This is a genomic window from Nitrobacter winogradskyi Nb-255 (genome assembly GCF_000012725.1).
GTDB lineage: Bacteria > Pseudomonadota > Alphaproteobacteria > Rhizobiales > Xanthobacteraceae > Nitrobacter > Nitrobacter winogradskyi.
Map to the genome: position 1 here is coordinate 969,549 of NC_007406.1, position 17,691 is coordinate 987,239.

At 59.7% G+C, this 17,691-nt stretch carries 19 protein-coding genes; 9 read left to right on the forward strand and 10 right to left on the reverse strand.

Annotated features, from left to right (window positions below):
• Position 1: 1 nt before the first annotated feature.
• Positions 2-889 (reverse strand): MBL fold metallo-hydrolase, encoded by an 888-nt coding sequence (locus NWI_RS04625; protein WP_011314195.1) that lies wholly within the window; start codon positions 887-889, stop codon positions 2-4.
• A gap of 399 nt (positions 890-1,288) precedes the next feature.
• Here NWI_RS04625 and NWI_RS04630 point away from each other — a divergent pair, with 399 nt between their 5' ends.
• Both NWI_RS04630 and NWI_RS04635 read left to right on the forward strand, forming a co-directional pair.
• The gene (locus tag NWI_RS04630) at positions 1,289-1,867 is read left to right on the forward strand and encodes a peroxiredoxin (RefSeq protein ID WP_244374979.1); all 579 of its coding nucleotides are present in this window, start codon (positions 1,289-1,291) and stop codon (positions 1,865-1,867) included.
• Complete coding sequence (locus NWI_RS04635; RefSeq protein ID WP_011314197.1) at positions 1,864-2,259, forward strand: ArsR/SmtB family transcription factor; 396 nt, start codon at positions 1,864-1,866, stop codon at positions 2,257-2,259. The genes NWI_RS04630 and NWI_RS04635 overlap by 4 nt, the downstream gene beginning before the upstream one ends.
• 100 nt (positions 2,260-2,359) lie before the next feature.
• On the opposite strand, the gene NWI_RS04640 is transcribed toward NWI_RS04635, so the two are convergent.
• A complete protein-coding gene (locus NWI_RS04640) occupies positions 2,360-2,803 on the reverse strand; it encodes an SRPBCC family protein (protein WP_011314198.1) in 444 nt (147 codons plus the stop codon).
• A 434-nt stretch (positions 2,804-3,237) separates the two neighbouring features.
• Between NWI_RS04640 and NWI_RS04645 the strand changes: the two genes are divergently transcribed.
• Positions 3,238-3,735, forward strand: coding sequence for an RNA polymerase sigma factor (locus NWI_RS04645; RefSeq protein WP_011314199.1), 498 nt, complete (start codon positions 3,238-3,240; stop codon positions 3,733-3,735).
• Positions 3,736-3,934: 199 nt separating this feature from the next.
• Entirely contained in the window at positions 3,935-4,897 is a 963-nt protein-coding gene (locus tag NWI_RS04650; protein ID WP_011314200.1) for a FecR family protein, read from the forward strand.
• Between the two features lie 44 nt (positions 4,898-4,941).
• Here the strand turns inward: NWI_RS04650 and NWI_RS17475 are convergent, their stop codons facing one another.
• A complete protein-coding gene (locus tag NWI_RS17475; protein ID WP_148203776.1) occupies positions 4,942-5,121 on the reverse strand; it encodes a hypothetical protein in 180 nt (59 codons plus the stop codon).
• Here NWI_RS17475 and NWI_RS04655 point away from each other — a divergent pair.
• From NWI_RS04655 to NWI_RS04665, 3 genes are all read left to right on the forward strand, one after another.
• Positions 5,120-5,470, forward strand: a complete 351-nt coding sequence (locus NWI_RS04655; protein ID WP_148203777.1) for a secretin and TonB N-terminal domain-containing protein — start codon at positions 5,120-5,122, stop codon at positions 5,468-5,470. The genes NWI_RS17475 and NWI_RS04655 overlap by 2 nt on opposite strands.
• A 293-nt stretch (positions 5,471-5,763) precedes the next feature.
• Positions 5,764-6,981 (forward strand): hypothetical protein, encoded by a 1,218-nt coding sequence (locus tag NWI_RS04660; protein ID WP_244374981.1) that lies wholly within the window; start codon positions 5,764-5,766, stop codon positions 6,979-6,981.
• Between the two features lie 50 nt (positions 6,982-7,031).
• On the forward strand, positions 7,032-8,060 hold the full coding sequence (locus NWI_RS04665; RefSeq protein ID WP_011314203.1) for an NAD-dependent epimerase/dehydratase family protein: 1,029 nt from the start codon (positions 7,032-7,034) through the stop codon (positions 8,058-8,060).
• A gap of 181 nt (positions 8,061-8,241) precedes the next feature.
• On the opposite strand, the gene NWI_RS16715 is transcribed toward NWI_RS04665, so the two are convergent.
• From NWI_RS16715 to NWI_RS18550, 6 genes are all read right to left on the reverse strand, one after another.
• Positions 8,242-8,520, reverse strand: a complete 279-nt coding sequence (locus tag NWI_RS16715) for a hypothetical protein (protein WP_430691778.1) — start codon at positions 8,518-8,520, stop codon at positions 8,242-8,244.
• Positions 8,517-10,826: a TonB-dependent siderophore receptor gene (locus tag NWI_RS04670; RefSeq protein WP_430691787.1), complete on the reverse strand. Its 2,310-nt coding sequence runs from the start codon at positions 10,824-10,826 to the stop codon at positions 8,517-8,519. The genes NWI_RS16715 and NWI_RS04670 overlap by 4 nt, the downstream gene beginning before the upstream one ends.
• 72 nt (positions 10,827-10,898) lie before the next feature.
• A complete protein-coding gene (locus NWI_RS18160; protein ID WP_049750548.1) occupies positions 10,899-11,258 on the reverse strand; it encodes a hypothetical protein in 360 nt (119 codons plus the stop codon).
• On the reverse strand, positions 11,185-11,850 hold the full coding sequence (locus NWI_RS16720; RefSeq protein ID WP_244374983.1) for a FecR domain-containing protein: 666 nt from the start codon (positions 11,848-11,850) through the stop codon (positions 11,185-11,187). The genes NWI_RS18160 and NWI_RS16720 overlap by 74 nt, the downstream gene beginning before the upstream one ends.
• Before the next feature lie 98 nt (positions 11,851-11,948).
• Positions 11,949-12,080, reverse strand: a complete 132-nt coding sequence (locus NWI_RS18165) for a hypothetical protein (RefSeq protein WP_244374984.1) — start codon at positions 12,078-12,080, stop codon at positions 11,949-11,951.
• Positions 12,081-12,210: 130 nt separating this feature from the next.
• The gene (locus tag NWI_RS18550) at positions 12,211-12,456 is read right to left on the reverse strand and encodes a sigma factor (RefSeq protein ID WP_430691779.1); all 246 of its coding nucleotides are present in this window, start codon (positions 12,454-12,456) and stop codon (positions 12,211-12,213) included.
• Positions 12,457-12,883: 427 nt separating this feature from the next.
• Here NWI_RS18550 and NWI_RS04685 point away from each other — a divergent pair, with 427 nt between their 5' ends.
• A complete protein-coding gene (locus NWI_RS04685; protein ID WP_011314206.1) occupies positions 12,884-13,198 on the forward strand; it encodes a YdeI/OmpD-associated family protein in 315 nt (104 codons plus the stop codon).
• 96 nt (positions 13,199-13,294) lie between these two features.
• Here the strand turns inward: NWI_RS04685 and NWI_RS04690 are convergent, their stop codons facing one another.
• A complete protein-coding gene (locus NWI_RS04690; RefSeq protein WP_041344786.1) occupies positions 13,295-14,800 on the reverse strand; it encodes an alginate export family protein in 1,506 nt (501 codons plus the stop codon).
• A 2,380-nt stretch (positions 14,801-17,180) separates the two neighbouring features.
• Here NWI_RS04690 and NWI_RS04700 point away from each other — a divergent pair.
• Complete coding sequence (locus NWI_RS04700) at positions 17,181-17,609, forward strand: cupin domain-containing protein (protein ID WP_011314209.1); 429 nt, start codon at positions 17,181-17,183, stop codon at positions 17,607-17,609.
• Positions 17,610-17,691: the final 82 nt, after the last annotated feature.

Genomic DNA, 17,691 nt, shown 5'->3' on the forward strand with positions numbered 1-17,691 from the left:
TTCAGAGCGTGTTGATCGGCACCTTCAGAAAGGTCTTCCCGCTCTCGTCCGGCTCGGGCAGGTGTCCGGCGCGCATGTTGACCTGAAGCGAGGGCATGATGAGGCGCGGCATCGAAAGCGTCTCGTCGCGGGCTTCGCGCATTTGGACATAGCTATCCTCGCTGATACCGTCGCGCACATGGATGTTGTGCATCCGCTCCTCGCGGATGGTCGTTTCCCATCGAATGTCGCGGCCGTCAGGCCCGTAATCGTGGCAGAGGAATAACCGTGTTTCGGGCGGCAGTGTTTCCAGGAGTTTCCGAATGGAGCGATAGAGCGTGCGGGCGTCGCCTCCCGGAAAGTCCGCCCGCGCCGTGCCTGCGTCAGGCATGAACAACGTATCGCCGGTGAAGGCCGCGTCTCCGATGACGTGGGTCGTGCAAGCCGGCGTATGTCCCGGAGTATGCATGACAAACGCGGTCATACCGCCGATCGAATAGGTATCGCCATCCTTGAACAGTCGATCGAACTGACTGCCGTCGCGCTTGAACTCCGTTCCTTCGTTGAAAACTTTTCCGAAGGTCTCCTGTACAGTTACGATGTGCTCACCGATTCCGAGCTTGCCGCCAAGCCGTTGCTGGATGTAAGACGCGGCCGAAAGATGATCGGCGTGTGCATGGGTTTCGATGAGCCAATCGACCTGCAACCCGTTGCGACGGATATGGGCAACGATCAGATCCGCTGATTTGTAGCTGATGCGGCCAGCGGCGTAGTCGATGTCCATGACGGAATCGATAACCGCGCAGGACAGCGACGACCGATCCCTGACGACATAGCTGATGGTGTTGGTCTCAGGATCGAAGAACGGAATAACCTTGGGCTTAACCTGAGTATCGATCGGATAGCTCATTGCGAGACTCCCTGGATCAGGCAGGCATGAACAGTCCTCATCCTCAACGGCCGAGCAGAGCAGATGGCAGGCGTTCAAGACAGGGCAGGAGGGATTTCATGGCCTCCGCCTGCTCACCAATTCTCGTGGGGAAGGGTGGCATAACTGTCTCCTCCAGCAATCAATTACATAATTATATTTTCCTTATAATGTAAATATGAAACTGATAGGGGTCAAGTAGGCCTTTCAATCGTTGTACGACGTGATATTACGATTCCCATAATTATATAGTTATGTAAGTGTTTTGGGATGAATCGTCATTAGACAGGAACCTCCAGACAGGAACCTCCAGGTAGCCCTATGTCCCTTTTGATGAACGATGAGAGGCCTCGTCTCACTCCTTCTCCATTCCCGTTGCGGATGGGAGATGCCGCCCCCGACTTCGAAGCCCGATCCACGAAGGGGCCGATCCGGCTTTCCGACTACAGAGGCCGGTGGCTCGTGTTCTTCTCGCACCCGGCGGACTTTACGCCCGTATGCACCACGGAATTCGTCGCGCTGGCCAAAGCGCAAGACCGCTTCGCCGCGCTGGACTGTGCCCTTCTGGGTCTTTCGGTCGACAGTCTTTATTCGCACCTCGCCTGGACCCGGACCATCACGGAACTGTTCGCGGTGGAGATTCCATTTCCGGTGATCGAGGACCCATCGATGATGGTAGGCCGCGCCTACGGCATGATCGACGAGGCCGCCGAGAGCAGCGCGAGCGTGCGGGCAACCTATTTCATAGATCCCGAAGGCGTCATTCGCGCGATTACCCACTATCCGCTGACGATCGGCCGTTCGATTGACGAGATGGTGCGGATGGTGGCGGCGCTGCAGGCGACCGCGTCGAGCCAGAAGTTGGCGCCGGCCAACTGGCGGCCCGGAGAACCGCTGCTCCTGCCCGCCGATGAAAAAACGCAAAAGGATGTCAACTGGTTCTGCCGGAGCGTCGCATGAGAGCTTTATGGCAGTCGCGCGAGCAAGCAGATTTTGCAGCTGACAGATTGCGCAAGTTCGCTCAGCCTCAACGCCTGATGATCCTGTCGCTGCTGCGGGAAGGCGAGAAGTCGGTGACGGAAATCGATGCGGCGACCGGGATCGGACAGCCTGCGCTCAGCCAGCAACTCGCGGAACTCCGTAAGGCCGAACTCGTCACCACACGGCGACAGGCAAAGCAGATCTATTACAGTCTGGCTCATGAGTCAGTGGCGCTTTGCGTTCGCAGCATCGAGGCTGTCTTCAATGCCGATAATCCGGAACAGGCATTGTTAAACGCCGTAAGGCACGACCTCCGTCCGGAAAGTGAAGACGTCGTTCATGGAGCGGCGAATTTCGCGCGGCTCCGTTAACTCTCCCGCTTCTTGACAGCCTGGAAAATGATCCGATCCAGCCCGTTATCGCGATCGGGCGATCATTCGAAGGTGCTTGTGAGGCGTCACAGCGATCCCGCTACTCGTTGATCTCGGGTCCAACCAGTCTTGCAAGCTTGTCCAGAGAGTCCTGCCAGCCAAGATAACAGCCCTCGGGCGGGATCACATCCGGCACGCCCGTTTGTTCGATGTTGATCTCGGTGCCGACCGATACCGCCTTCAAGGTCACGGTCACGCGCATCTCGCCGGGCAGGTTCGGGTCGTCGAAGCTGTCGGTGTAAACGAGACGCTTGTTCGGGACGAGTTCAACATAGGTGCCGCCGAAGCTATGGTTCGCGCCGGTGGTGAAATTACGGAAGGACATCCGGTGTTTGCCGCCGACCTTCGCTTCCAGTTCCTGGACAGTGCATAGGAAGCCATAGGGCGGCAGCCAGCTTGCGACGGCATCGCTCTCCACAAAGGCGCGATAGACCTTCTCCGGTTTAGCGGCGATGACGCGGTGAAGCCGGATCGTGCTGGGCATGTTCTCTCCTCGCGGTTCGGCAACCTGTCAGTGTTGCTTGCAAATCTCAGTCGAAGCGTATCCGGCCTGCGCGCGGCCGGTCAAAGACAAAGGCGCAACCGCGTGGTGGACACGACATCTGCGTTGCGTTTGTGCCGGTGCATCGCGTCGCTTTGATGATCATGATGACACATGCGGCATATCTTTCGACGAACGTATGTCGATCGCTTTCTCTAGAACCAATCTAAATGATTACGGTTGCGGAGGAATTTCAAAGGCCATACGCCTTGGAAGTTTCGCGGCACCGGTGACGGCGTGCCGGCGTCTCAAACTCGCGCGATTCGCGTAGGCATCATGGTTCATTCGGGGTTCGCATCCAACCCGGTTCATCGGCTTCCGCTGGCTGGATTTTCCGGCCGCGCGAATGTCGTCGGCGTGTGCCTTGCGGGGCGCCGATGACGTGGGATCTGCAAAAGCTGTTCATTCGGCACGCGCGGGAGATTGATCGCTTTCTCCGCCGCCGCGGCCACAATGCCGAGACGGCTGCCGATATTACCCAGGATACGTTCCTGCGCGTGCTGGCCTCGCCGCCGGGCGAGGCTCGGACCAACCACAATCCGAAAGCCTATCTCTATCAGGTGTCGCGCAGCCTCAGCATCAATCACCTGCGCCGCGAAAGCCTGATACAGACGACTGATCTTGATGAGGCGGGCGCTATCGCCGATCCAACGCCGTCAGCCGAGAAGATCATCTACTCACGGCAATGTCTGGCGCAGACGCGCAAAGCCCTCGCCGAATTGCCGGAACGCACCCGGATGGCCTTTGAGATGCACCGGCTCTGCGACAAGACCATCCAGGAAGTGGCCGACGAGCTGGGCGTCTCGACCAGCCGGGCCTGGAAGCTGATCCGGAATGGCTATCGGCATCTCCTGACGCGGGTGGACGATTTCTGAGTTTTTTTCGTCTCTGGCGTGAAATTCGACGCTGCCTGTTTGTATTAGAGCATGATCCCGAGAAGTGGAAACCGGCTTTCGGAGAAGATCATGCTCAAGCAAAAGATAAGCGACAAGTCTGATTCAACGCGGTTGAAATAGACTCTAGAAGGGTAGGCGCGATTCTCGAAATGTCTCGCCGCCTGACGAAGGAATATGAATGAGCCAGACCGGGCCAGATCAGTATCGCCTGATGGATGAAGCGATCGATCTCGTCATCCGCTTGCAGAACGACCCCGGAAATCCGGTCGCGACCGAGATGGTGAAAGTCTGGCGGGCGCGCAGCCCGGAGCATGAACGCATCTGGGCGCGGGTGGCCAAGGTTCACGGCGCTTCCGGCAAGATCCTGACCCAGCGCCGCAAGACTGAACGTCGTGAGAAACTGGGACTGACGCGCCGCAACCTCGTGATCGGCGGGCTCATCGGCCTTGGAACAGCCGGCGCCGGCTATTCAATCCTGCCCGAGATGCTGCTTCGCGGCTGGGCCGACCATATCACCGCCAAGGGCGAGATCCGCAGCGTCACGCTTGAAGACGGAAGCGTGGTGACGCTCGGGCCGGATAGCGCCATTGCGGTGGATTTCACCACCCATTTTCGCCGTGTTCAGCTTCTGGCCGGCATGTCGTTCTTCGACGTCGCGGCCGAACCGCAGCGAGCCTTCACCGTGCAGGCTGCGGAGCTGACGGCAACGGCGCTTGGCACGGCCTTCGATGTCGCCCACGACGCCGGCATGCTCTCGATCTCGGTCGATCATGGCGTCGTCGAAGCGCGGGCGTCGGGTTCGGCGATCGCGGCTGGCACGAAGCTTTCCGCCGGAGAATGGGTGACGTTCGATAGCGCGACCTATGCGATCGAGCGCGGATCGCGCGAAGCGGGTCAGATCGCGTCGTGGCGCGACAATCTGATCATGGCCGAGAAGGAAGCGGTCTCGGTGTTGGTGGCGCGCATCGGCCGCTGGATTCCGGGGCGGATCGTCATGGCCGATCCCTTCATCGGTTCGCAGCGGGTGAGCGGAATCTTTGATTTGAATAATCCGAAACGGGCGCTTGAGGCCGTCGTGCATCCGGCCGGCGCTCATGTCCGGCAGGTCTCGTCCTACCTGACGGTGATTTCTCTCATCTGAAAAAAGTTTCGCGAGCACGTAAAAAAACTTCGGCCCCGATTGTATCAGCTATAGGGGTTGGCGCCGTCCATGCATTTTGACGCCGCGAGCCCTCCTGACGAGACAATTGGGGTGGCATTGGTCATGGGGTACGCGGCTCGAACGTTTTCTGGCAAGGCCGGCATCGGCAGGGTGTTGGCATCGGCGTTGATGATGAGCACGGCGATCATCGCAGGCGTTGTCATGACTGGCGGCGACGCCTTTGCGCAGAGCGCGGCACAGACGTCGTTCAATGTGCCGGCCGGTCCGCTCGGTCGGGTGCTGACGGCATTCGGCCGTCAGGCCGGCCTGCAAGTAACTTATCTGACGAGCATCGGGACCGGAAAGACGTCGCCGGGCATTTCAGGCCCGGCCACGCGCGAGCAGGCGCTTGCGCGCATCCTCCAGGGCACGGGGCTGAGCTATCACTTCACCAACGCCACCACCGTTGCGATCTCGCAGCCGGCGGCCGCTGGCGGCGCTGGTGCGGCTCCCGCCGGGCGATCTCGCTCGATACGATCGATGTGCAGGGCGAGACCGCGTGGGGTCCGGTGAACGGCTTTGTCGCCAGCCGCAGCGCTACCGCCACTAAGACCGACACGCCGATCATCGAGGTGCCACAGTCGATCTCGGTCGTGACGCGCGACCAGATCGAGACCCGGAGAAACCAGACTCTGAGACGCTGCAATACACGCCGGGCGTTTTGGCACGCGCCGCGCTGGTTACATCACGCCGTTTTTTGGTTGAGAGCATTTTCTTCACACCAACAGGATTCCACCTGGCCGGAAAATGCTCTAAGTCCGGTTATGCCAACGAGCGAGGCAAGAACGTCGCCGCTGCGGATCCTGTTGTCCGAGGGATCGAGCACGTCGGCGCGCGAGGCGATCACAATTCTCGGGATGCAGGGGCATCATGTCGAGGTGTGCGATCCCGATCCGCGCTGCTTTGGACGCTTCTCGCGGTTCGTTCGGCGATTTCATCGCTGCCCGGGTCTTGGCGTCGATCCGGCCGGCTATGTCACCTTCGTGCTGGCGCTTCTGGCGAGACGGCCCTTTGATGTGCTGCTGCCGATCCATGAGCAGGGGTACGCGCTTTCGAAAATACGCGAGGCGATCGAGAAGCATGTCGCCGTCGCCCTGCCGGCGCATGCCGCCTATCAGCAGGCGCACAGCAAGGCTTCCTTCAGCCGCCTCCTCAGCGGCCTCGACCTGCCGCAGCCGCGCACGCTACTCGTCAGTACCAGCGAGGACGTGCTGGCGCTCGATCGTTTCCCGCTGATCCTGAAAGCCGCGACCGGAACGGCGAGCCGGACGGTGTGGCCGGTGAGGGGAGCGCACGAGCTTGCGGCCGTGGTCAGGGAACTTGCGCGATGCGGCGCGTTCGCCGACGACATCGTCGCCCAGGAATTCATCGACGCGCCCGTGGAGCATGCGCAGGCGGTGTTCGACCGCGGACGGCTGTTGGGCATGCACGCTTACCGGCAAATTGCCCGCGGCGCGGGAGGCGGGGATGCGGTGAAGGAAAGCGTCGACCGCCCGCTGGTGAGGGAGCATCTAACCCGTATCGGAAAGCATCTCGACTGGCACGGCGCATTGTCGGTGGACTATCTGACGCCGGGTGCGAACGACGTGCTGTACATCGATTGCAATCCGCGCTTGGTCGAGCCGATGAACGCGCTGCTCGCCGGACACGACCTGTTGGGCCTGCTCCTGCGGGTGACGCGGGGAGTCTCGCCGGAGGCGCTGGTTCCGGGCCGCGCGGGCGTGCGCACGCATCTGGCTCTGCAGGCCCTGCTCGGATGCGCCATGCGGTCGCGGTCGAGGCTGGAACTGTTGCGCGAATGCCGGCGTTTGCTGATGCGAACGGGCGTTTACAGAGGCAGCCAGGAGGAACTGACGCCCCTGCGCATCGACTGGCCGAGTGTCATTCCCACCGTGTTCGCCGCCGCCTTGCTGCTGATCCGGCCCGGCGCGGCGGAGCACCTTGTGAGCAAGGGCTGGGGGGATCATCTGTTGAATCCGGAAAGCATTCGGGTCATTGAAGGTTGGAACGGCCCGCCGGTGTAGTATCCTTATCCTACCGGGTCGATCTCCTTGGAGCCGCGGACGTGAAATCCATGCTGCAACCTCGCGCCAGAATGGCGCTTGCTGGCCGTCGCCCGATCCTGGTCACAGGTGGAAATGGATTCATCGGACAACATCTGGTTGCAGCGCTGCGCCGCAGGCACGGCGTCGTGCGCGTCCTGGATCTGCAACCGCCGCCACCCGGACCCGTGCCGGAATTCATCCAGGGAACGATCCTGGATCCGCACGATGTGCGGCGCGCTCTGGACGGCGTGGATACCGTGTATCATCTGGCGGCGATCTCGCATCTGTGGACGGCGAACCCCGCCGACTTCGAGCGCGTGAATCAACATGGCACCGAACTCATGCTAGCGGCGGCGCGCGAGAGAGGGGTGCGCAACATCGTTCACTGCTCCACCGAAGCGATCCTGTTTCCCTATCGCAGGGGCGGCACAACGATGCCGCAACGCGCGGAAGACATGCCGGGGCCCTATACGCGATCGAAGTTCATGGCCGAGCAGATCGCGCGCGAGGCGGCGGCCGATGGACTGCGTGTCGTGATCGCCAATCCCACCGTTCCCATCGGGCCCGGCGATCACAACTTTACCGAGCCGACGCGGATGCTCGACCTGTTCGCGCGCAAATCGCCGCCGATGGTGCTGGACTCGATGCTGAACCTCGTGGACGTGCGGGACGTCGCGGCGGGGCTCATCCTGGCCGGAGAGCGCGGCAGGGCGGGAGAGCGCTATATTCTCGGCGGCGAAAATGTCAGCGTGCGCGAACTCGTGCGGCGTGTCGGAAGCCTGTGCGGCCGCAGCGCCAACGTGCATGCGTTGCCGGCTTCGCTGGCGCTTGCGATCGGAGCGGCGTCCGAATGGTTCGAAGGCCAGGTGATCCAGCGCACGCCGCGGGTCTCGATCGAGGCGGTGCGCATCGCGTTGCGCTCGATCCCGCTGGACACACGAAAGGCGGAGACCGAACTCGGCTATCTGCCTCGCCCGATCGACGACGCGCTCACCGACGCCATCGCCTGGCTCACGCGCCGTGACGCGGATGCGGCTCAGCCGCGGGTCTCGGCTTAGAGCCTGTTTCAACCGCGTTGAATCCGATGCAACCGCGTTGAATCAGAAGCGGACACCGGTTCGCGTAAAGAAAACGCGACAAAACAAAATCAGAGAGCCCGCTTCTGATTCTATCAGAAGCGGAAAGGCTCTTAAGCATGATCCCGAAAAGCGGGCGTCGGTTTTCAGATAAGATCACGCTCTAAAAACGCGCCCGCGCGGTCAGCATGAAATTGCGCGGCGTGCCGTAGAAATTTCCACCCCAGGGATTACTCTCCGTCACATAGTAATACTTCTTGTCGAAGACGTTGTTGACGTTGAGAGCCAGCGACCAGTTCTTGCTGATGTCGTATTGTACGAGCAGATCGACCACCGCGCGACCTGGCTCGGTAAAATCAAAGGGTGTCTCTGGGCCTTCATACGCCCCGTTGACGTATGTTCTTATGAAGCCTCTTTGGTAGTATGAGCTTTGTGCCGTCACGCCGCCGCCGACTTTCCAGCCATCAAGCGGCCCCTGAAACGCGTAGGTTGTCCATAATTTGAATAGGTGTTTTGGGGTAATGGTGCTGTAGGCGCCTCCTCCGCCTTATTTTCATTGTCGTTGAATGTATAACTGGCATGAACCCGCCAGCGATCGACGATCTCGCCATTGATCTCGACATCCACACCCTGACTGACAACGCGACCGCTATCGAAATAACAGCAGTCGGTGCCGAGATTCCCAGGAGTAGGCGGATATGAGGTATCGCGCATCGCCTGACCGTTGCGCTTGATATGATACAGGGCGAGCGATGTATTCAGGCGGCCGTCGAGCAGACTGCCCTTGACTCCAACCTCGTAAGTACGCCCGCTAACGGGACCGAGCGGCGTGCCGGGCAAAGGTGCTTTGAGCATGTTGGCCTGTGGTTGATAGGTCTCAGCGAAGCTGGCGTAGGCGGACCATCGCTCTGACAGATCGTAAACCAGGCCCAGATAAGGGGTGAAAACGTTCTTGTCTTCATATCCTGCTAAAATCGTATCAGTAACAGCGCCCGTATTCCGATCGAGAACGTTTGTGGTGCTGTCATATTTATACCAGCTCAACCGCCCTCCCAGGATCAACTTCAGAGGGGGCGCGAGTTGAGCCGTGAGCGATCCATACACGCCCTTTTGGACAGTTTGGTTCTTACTACGGGATACCGGGTAGTAGGGTGCATTTGAAATATGATCGAACGGGTTGTACTCGAAGATGTTAGGAGCCAGGGTGACGTTAGAATCGCGAATCCTCGTTGCTATGTGATAGTCACGCTTGTTGATGTTCGTTCCCAAAGTCACCTTGTGTTCGCCGCCGAGCAGACGGAACGACCCTTTTAGCACAGCGTCGAGCGTGTCCTGTGTTTCGTCCAGATCAAAGTCTCTGTCCCTGAACGTTCCGGGTCCCGTGAGAGTTATCGGGTCGATATAGGAGGCCCACGACATGTCGCGGCGGTTATTGTTGCTTTTTGCTCGCGATGCTTCGACGCCCAGGGTCCAGTCAGATCCCAGTTGCTGATCGAGGCGAACGAAGTGTCTGGTGTTGTTCCTCAGCCAGTGATCGTCGGGGCCGCCGAGGTAGAAGTTGCGTGAAAGGCCGATATCGGCGCCATTCGAATAGCGCGGGAGACCGAAAAGATTATATCCATCGAAGTTCTGGCGCAGGATACTGTTGCCCACGGTCAGCATCGTGCTGTCGGTGACATCCGCTTCGACAATGCCGTAAAGCAGATGCTTTCTACTCTTGGCGTATTTATAGAAGTACTTCCGGTCCTCAAAGGAGCCGACGAGACGCGCGCGAACGCTGCCGTTCTCCGTGACCGCGCCGCCGACATCCAGATCGCTTCGATAGTTGTCCCAGCTGCCGCCGCTGACCGCGGCATTCGCGTGAAGCTGCTTCGTGGGCTTCTTGCGGACGAAATTGATGACACCGCTCGGCTGGCCCGCCGTGCCGTAGAGAGCGTCTGACCCGCGCATGACCTCGACGCGATCGAACATGGCGAGATCCATGCCTGACACGTTGAGGCCCTCTGTACCCGCGGAGCCATATATCGGACTGTTGCCGTCGATCCGGAAATTGGTGATCTGGAAGCCTCGGGAATAGAAGGCTGCACTATTGGTGGATTGCTGCATAACCGTGATGCCGGGGGTGCGCTCCATCGCATCCTCCACCGTCAGCAACCTCTGATCCTGAAGGCGCTGGTGCGTCATCACGGTGACAGTTTGCGGTAATTCCCGGAGCGTCTGATTCTTGCCGAATGAAGACCGGCTCGTTGTGTAGGAGTTGGTGCCTTCCGTCCTGCCGGGATCACTCGACGGTACCCCCTCCACATCAATCGTATCGAGCGCGATCGCGCCGGCGGGAGCCGCGCCGGTGGCAGCGCCACTGGACGGCGCCGCGATCGAGACGGTTCGTGAATCGGGGAACGAGTATGTGAGCCCCGTGCCTTGAAGGATTCTCGCAACGGCCTGCGCGGGCGACGCGGCGCCGCTGACGCCGGCAGATGATTTTCCTGCCGCGATCGCGGGACATAAACAATCTGGAGACCGCTCTGGCGTCCGAATTCCGCCAACACGCGGTTCAGGGAGCCGCCGGGGATCGAATAGGATGTCTGGGCGGACTGCGCGCCGGCCGGTGTCGATCGCAGCAAAGACACACCCGTCATCGCCGTTGACGCCAGCAAAACCGCTCCAATGCCGGCGCCAAGACGGCCCCGCCCGATGCGACCGGAAAATTTCAAACCCATGACCAAGCCACCCTGAATGCTTCGACAGGGCTGCTGAAACGCGCCCCTAATTTTGCATACGAACGGGGCGTCGCGGTTTTCCTAGTCTCGTCAAAAAAAATCAGATCGGGGAAATCAACGTGAGATACGAGCCGATCACCCGGACGCGTCCGCCGAACGGATGCACGAGAGCCCTGAGCGCGCGAGGCGGGTCGGCGACGTCAAACACGCCGCTGACGCGCTGCGTGCCGAGACCGGGATCGACGACGACGGTGCGACCGGGCTGCCAGCGGCTGATCTTGGAGATAATCGACGAGACCGGCTCATCCTCGGCGAAAAGCTGTCCGGTACGCCACGCGGCAATCTGATCGGGCCCGCGCGTACCGCGCTTGCTGGTCCCATCGCGTTCATCGAACGCCAGCCATTGCCCCGCCGACAGGCGGGTGGATTCGATGTCCGCCGCCGTGGATGTGACCTCCACCGTGCCGCGGTCGACCGACACCGATCGATAGCCCGCGCCGTCGCTGACCTCGAACGCGGTGCGCGGTCGTCACAAGCTGGGCGACCGAGACGCGGAAGGGCCGCCCCTGATCGCTTGCGACATCAAAAAACGCCATGCCCTGGAGCAAACGGATCGATCGCTGTTCTTCGCTGAACTGTACCGCCAGCGCTGTGTCCGGTCCCATCGTCGCGACGCTTCCATCCGCGAGATCAACACGGCGGACCTGCCCGGTGCCGGTGGTGTAATCCGCTTTCGCCTCGACCAGAAGACCAGGCAGCGCCGCGTAACCGGCAGCGGCGCCCGCGCCGACCAGTCCCGCAATGACCAGCGAGCGCCGCGTGATGCCCGCGGCTGCTTTTTTCCCGGCGTCACGTTCATCGGTGATGATCTTGACCATCATGCCGTGAATTTCAGCGACTTCGGTCCATATGCTCTCGTGCTCCGGGCTTCTCAAGCGCCACTCCCGGATCATTCTGCGCGGAACGGGATTATCGGGATCGTTCTTCAGCCGGATCATCAGATCCGTGGCTTCCATGAACAGCCGATCCTCTTCGGACATTTCGTCGGTCATGAACACGCCTTCAGGGACAGGGCAGGGTGCGTCTGCGCTCCGCAGTTCCATACTAAAGAATACGAACGGGAGCGGAGATTTTTCCCTCGGGCAGCGTGCTAACCTTCCGCCTCGCGTAGGCGATCGCGGATATGACGGTACGCGCCGCGGATCAGGACCCAGGCTCGGGTGGTGGACACACCAAGTTCCCGAGCCACGGTTGCGATGCCTTTTTCGCCGAGATGGTGCATCTCGAAGGCGCGACGTGTCCTTTCAGGCAGTTCCCGCAGGCGGCGGCGGAAATCGCCAGCCGCTGCCGGTCAAACACGATTGTCTCCGGAGACGGCATGTCGTCCGGAATAGCCTCGAACTCGGCATCCGTCAGGGCAACTTGCGGCGCGCATCGCTCGCGCCGGATCTGATCGATATGCAGATTGCGAGAGGCGCGGAAAAGAAAGGCGCGGGGATTATCGCATGGGTCTGGTCTGGCCGGCCTGCCGTGAGAAGCCTCAGGAACGCCTCCTGAGTGAGGTCGGCCGCGTTTTCCGGGCTGACGCCTCGCCGGCGCAACGCGTTGGCGATCTCTTTCGAGTGTCGCATAAACAGCGTGTGAAAATCCCAAGGCATCAGTCGCTCGCCTCCGTTCGACACCAAGCAAAACGCCTGGGGGCGAGCAGGCTGTTCTGACGGTCCGAAATCACGCGACTGTTGCGGATCGCCGCGAGAAGGCGGGATAGACGCGGAACTGCGAAGCAATACCCGCTTCCCTGCCACTTCCGCTGATGCGTCACCGTCCCGTTCACATTGGTCTCCAAACCACGCGGATAGCGGCAAGCCGGGTCAACCGCCACTGCCATCCTGACTGTGGCCATAGCGGCGGAATACTCTTGCGCAAACTCAATGATTTAGAATGGGTTTAAGAGCGGACTCCAGAAAGACAGGCGATGACATCTCCCGATTGCATCTCTGATAACGCACTCATTTCCAAAGCTGTTATTCCTGTCACGAGCGAGAGGCTTTCGAGCGCGTTTTCCGATCGTCTGCTGGAGGTTGCATGGCGAATACCTTTCCACATGGCACTGTCCACAAGGCAGGCGATGATCTTCAGGCAGCCTTGCGATCAGATCCGAAGGTCTTTGCATTGTGGGAAAGCCTGACGCCGCTCGGCCGCAATGAATTCATCTGCTGGGTCGAGGACGCAAAGCAGTCACGGACACGCCAGCGCCGCATCGAGCGAACCCGCGATGAACTGTTGGACGGCAAGAAACGTCCCTGCTGCTGGACGGGCTGCATTCATCGCGCCGACAAGGCCCCAAGCCGATGGCAGCAGGCGGTCTTGATCGATCAGAAGCGGAAGAAGAGGTCGTAAAGCGGCTTCAGTGAATGCGCCGCACCAGATCCCGGCTTGCGCCGGGCATCTGGCGAATGAGCAAGCCGCATGGGCTTTGGGGGGACGGCAAAGCCTTCAGAAGAAGAAGCTGGTCTGGAGATAACCGTAGAAGGTGTCGGCCGTGTCGGGCGCGTTGGGCGCGTCGCGCAGGAAGCTGCCTTTGAACAGGTAGGCTGCCCCGGTTTCGAGCAGCATGGCATCGGGGACCACCCAATATCGCAGGCGAGCCTCAACCTGTTGGCCGGCGAAGTTGCCGGATCGGCCGGAACGGTCCCGTATTTGCGTGCCGCCGAAGCTGTCGGTGCGATCCGCCAGGAAAAGCGCGCGGTAAGCGACGAAGGCGTCCCAGATCGGGCTCGGCGTCACCTCGAAGCGTATCGCCGGTGAGACCAGGTTCGCCCGCCCGACCGGTCTGTAGATAGCCATCGGGTTGTATTCGCGCGCGACGCCATACAGAGTGTCGAAACGGTTGAAGGTATTGGGGTTGGAGCTGTCACCGCTGGCGTGATCGTACTGCAGCGCGACCCGCGGCTGCCAGTTCGCGGCGAAGGTGTAGCCCGCCTCGCCATGGACGAAGAAGGCCGAGACGTTGAGGTCGCGCGTATCGGTGACGGCGGTCGTCTCCCGGCTGAGACCCGTCTGGTAGATCGCCTCGAAATCGTAATCCAATTCTCCGGCTTTCTTCTTCCGCGCCAGCCGCACACCAGGGATAAACAGCCGACGGTTCCGGGTCTGCACCGATCCCGGACCCGTCCCGGAATCCTGCTCGTACAGGCCGTAGCCATAGACCTCGAACGATCCGCCGAACACCTTCGCGAAAGTGTAGGAACCGCCGAACAGTTGCAGGTCCGGGCTCTCCGAGTCCAACTCAATCGTATTGTTATGAATGCCGCGCGTGTCATCGGGCAGCAGCCTGTGCGGCATGGTCCAGAGCAGGGTCATCCGATCCGTGTTCGCACCTTTCCAGTCGTAGGAGAGGCCGGTGAAGGCATTCATGGTGTTTCGGTATATCGGACGCGATATAAGTCGGCGCGCGCCCATGTCCTTCGTGAACCGGCCGGCGGTGAGGCTGCTCCTCGATCCATCCTGCAAGATGCCTGTGAGATCGACGTTAAGATAGGCCTGTCCGAGTTGGAAGGCATTTACGTCCGTGGTGGAGACCGCCGAGTTTCGTGGTACGAAATAGCCGCGGCTGTCAAACACCTCCGCGCCGATCTTCACCGTACCAAGATTGTACTCGGCGAAAATGTCGGTGAAGAACGAGGCCAGATAGTCGTTATGCGCGAAAGGCGCAGGGCGGAACGTATTGGCGAGCCCTTCGCCGCGGGCGCGGAACACGCCCTTGACCGTGAGATTGTCGGGTCGCCCGAGTGCGTCGTAGAGCGAGAATACCGGCTTTGACGTGGTCGCCTTGAAGGCCGGCCAGGTTTGAGGCTGCGCATCGGTGTGAGCATCTCCGTTCTGGGCTATGGCATGGCCATGGCCACGGCCCTGGCCCTCGTCGCCCTGCGCATGCGCGAGATTCTGTGGGATGGCGGCAAGCACGACACCTGACAGGAGAATCCGCTTCATCAAACTCATCACCGACTTCCTAAGTTTCTTGGCATGGCAGGTGCCCGTTGATCACAACATCTGAACAAGCGTTCTCTGCTGTCCTTGATCGGCGCAGCCGTCCGCGCATGCCGCGCGCCCCTCCTCGATGAGGAGTGCATGCGGCCACCCAAACCAGCAACGATCTATAATTGAGACGACTTGTGATGCCCCAGGGCGAAGCCTTCGATGTATCCATCGGTATATGCCGATATCGCCTGATGTCAACAGGCAGACGGCATCAAACGAGTTCGGGGCGACGATTTCATGGAGTTTCCTCCACCCTGAGGCTTTTAATCCCGACTGAGAGGTCCGGGGATTGAAAGACAACGCCAAGACCACACGTGCAACGACAGTTGCCGTCCTGCGGTCGAGGATACGCCCTTAATCCGTGCGTACACCGTCTCTGTTCAGTCGTGAGGTCGAGCAACGAAATTCCACCGCGCAGAAGATCGATGATAGTGATGCGGCGCCGCTCGTCCGGCCCGACCTTGAGACGGGCGCGACATCCTTGATGCGCAGCGAAACGGCTTCATTGGTTCTCAGTAACACGCTCTCGATGTCGGATGGAGATTCGATGTAACCGCGCCCGCACGCCACATAAACTCTACGAAAGTCCGAGCGCGGCGTGCGGGACCGCCGAGGTCCTGCGTCGCTGTCGCGCACGAAGAAGCCGCCGTCAGCGACGCCTTCCGCCTTCGAGGCGGCGAAGCGGATCACCGCGTCCTTGCGGCGAGCGCAATTCAGAAAGCGTCGTCTCCGTGGCGACGGCGGGATATTGTTGTACGTCGCAGACGATAATCTGTTCTGGTCAGGCACCTGCGGGTGGGCTCTTGGCGGACCGTATTCTTATTACGGACCGTATTCTTATTAGAGTACGCCGCTACTTGCCCCACAGAGATCGAAGTCGAAGATCGCGCGACTTCTCGTTCTTTGGCAATGTCTTCGTCTATGCTAATTTTGATGATGGTGCCGACAATGTTCCTTTGGTGATCCGAAAAACATTCCGATGCGCGAACCCGACAGCGAGGGACACTGGCGATAGATTGCGGCTCACGAGATGGACTGCTGTACTAGCTACGAAAAGCCCGCCGAACGTGGCGGGCTGAACGCAAATATGACTTGGGGATCACAACGCTCATCAATAGAGCGCAGCCTCCCTGAACGGCACCTGAACGACAAAGATCAGGACATTGCGGCTCTGACCGGAGGGTTTCGCTTTTCATCCGGATTAGGCTGAGGCTTATCGCTTGGCAAGTCCGACGGAGGCGGTTCCTTTATATCGGGAACCACATCCGGGCCGGGCGGAGGCGGCTTAGGTTTCGGATCTTCAGGAGGGACCGGATTATCTGGTGCTGGCTGCATGACACACCTCTACCGATTCCAACATACGCATAGAGCAATCGTTCCGAAGTTTGATCGCGCCGACACTTTCCTGATGCGCGTCACGGAAACTGAAGCCGCTCCATATTTGAAGAGATGGTTCGCGCCGTCCGTGGAGTCGCCGCAGGCTGATCCGCTCGAATGATCTCTGGTGCCGGCTCAGGCTTCGCTGATCAAGGACAGCGAAGCTGCGGTGAAACACGATGTGTTCCTACCTGGAGCACTCTGAAAGTTGACTCAGGTCGTTCTCGGCTTCTGCTCTCGATGGATAGGAATTCTTGCCGACAGCCTTGGTTTTTCCTCGTGTTGTCGGCTTCAAGCTTGTGACCACACATGTCTCTGTTGAAGTATCTTGTATGATATACCAGGCGCTGGCCGAGCCGGTTGTTGTGCTCGGCGAACTCGGCGAAGCGTCCGGCTCCGTCTGAGCGAGGGCAGGTACCGCCAATGTAGAGGCGATCAGACTCGCCAGTGCGAGTTTGAGTTTCATTTCTGCTCCATCGTGTGTGTGTGGGTTTAATGGAAACGAGAAATCATCAAGTGATTACAAACGTTCCGAAGCCATGGATAACATCTCATCCGGAGGAGGTTCAAGAGTGAAGACGACGCAGCCTCCGTGCATTTCTGCTTTTGAATCAGAAACGTGCTCTAGATGGTTGTTTATCGTGTTTCCTTTACGTGAATGGCGTCCGCCGTGCTTAAGGAAAGCGCTTTAGCTGAACGAGGAATCTTCACTGATTGGACACGTTGTTGACGCTTTTTTGTCAACGTCAGTTCGTGCTCGGTCCGGTGAAATCGCAGTCGCTGCTTTCGTCGGACTCTCGTGGTAATCTACGTTAGAGTTTTTACCGTTTCACGGAACCGGTAAAAGACTCTATGTTTTGACGCGTTTTCTTCACGCGAACCGGATTCTATCCTTAGGCTCAAGCCCCGAGGACAATGCTTCGCTCGAAAACGCTACAGCGGTTCGTGTGTTTGGGAGATTGCGATGTCAGGTTTGTCAGATGCCGTGAGAGTGATCGAGCCCGGCAAGACCTATGTCGGCAAGCAGGGCTTTACTTACGGAGCCGGGGTATCGAAGGAGACGGTCGGAGCAAAGAACATATGTTTGAATGTGCTGCCGATGCCTCCGGGCGCCAGGGCGAAGGTCCATTACCACGACGGTATCGAGACCATCGCATATCTTTTGGAAGGTGAGTGCGCCGTCTATTACGGTGACAAACTTGAGCATCGTATCGCCGTCAAGGCCGGGGATCATGTCTATATGCCCGAGGACGTGCCGCACGCTCCGTGCAATGAGAGCGGCGCTCCGTGCAAGTGGCTTGTCGCGCATTCATCGGGCAGCGATCAGGACGGCATCGTTCTGCTGCCGGAACTCGATGCCGTTCTGGCGCGGAAGTCGAATATGTCAGCTTGATGATGGGTGAAGGCGCGGAGAGAATCCTCGTGCTGTCTGAATGATGCGCGAAGCCAGCACACGCAAAAGACGTTCATCACGC

Coding starts and splice junctions, on each gene's coding strand:
- NWI_RS18165 (WP_244374984.1), bottom strand. CDS start 12,080: ATGCACCATCTCGGCGAAAAAGGCATCGCAACCGTGGCTCGGGAACTT.
- NWI_RS16720 (WP_244374983.1), bottom strand. CDS start 11,850: ATGACCGACGAAATGTCCGAAGAGGATCGGCTGTTCATGGAAGCCACG.
- NWI_RS04685 (WP_011314206.1), top strand. CDS start 12,884: ATGGCGAATACCTTTCCACATGGCACTGTCCACAAGGCAGGCGATGAT.
- NWI_RS04640 (WP_011314198.1), bottom strand. CDS start 2,803: ATGCCCAGCACGATCCGGCTTCACCGCGTCATCGCCGCTAAACCGGAG.
- NWI_RS04655 (WP_148203777.1), top strand. CDS start 5,120: ATGACTGGCGGCGACGCCTTTGCGCAGAGCGCGGCACAGACGTCGTTC.
- NWI_RS04650 (WP_011314200.1), top strand. CDS start 3,935: ATGAGCCAGACCGGGCCAGATCAGTATCGCCTGATGGATGAAGCGATC.
- NWI_RS04700 (WP_011314209.1), top strand. CDS start 17,181: ATGTCAGGTTTGTCAGATGCCGTGAGAGTGATCGAGCCCGGCAAGACC.
- NWI_RS18550 (WP_430691779.1), bottom strand. CDS start 12,456: ATGCCTTGGGATTTTCACACGCTGTTTATGCGACACTCGAAAGAGATC.
- NWI_RS17475 (WP_148203776.1), bottom strand. CDS start 5,121: ATGACAACGCCTGCGATGATCGCCGTGCTCATCATCAACGCCGATGCC.
- NWI_RS04665 (WP_011314203.1), top strand. CDS start 7,032: ATGCTGCAACCTCGCGCCAGAATGGCGCTTGCTGGCCGTCGCCCGATC.
- NWI_RS04690 (WP_041344786.1), bottom strand. CDS start 14,800: ATGAGTTTGATGAAGCGGATTCTCCTGTCAGGTGTCGTGCTTGCCGCC.
- NWI_RS04635 (WP_011314197.1), top strand. CDS start 1,864: ATGAGAGCTTTATGGCAGTCGCGCGAGCAAGCAGATTTTGCAGCTGAC.
- NWI_RS04625 (WP_011314195.1), bottom strand. CDS start 889: ATGAGCTATCCGATCGATACTCAGGTTAAGCCCAAGGTTATTCCGTTC.
- NWI_RS04630 (WP_244374979.1), top strand. CDS start 1,289: ATGGGAGATGCCGCCCCCGACTTCGAAGCCCGATCCACGAAGGGGCCG.
- NWI_RS04645 (WP_011314199.1), top strand. CDS start 3,238: ATGACGTGGGATCTGCAAAAGCTGTTCATTCGGCACGCGCGGGAGATT.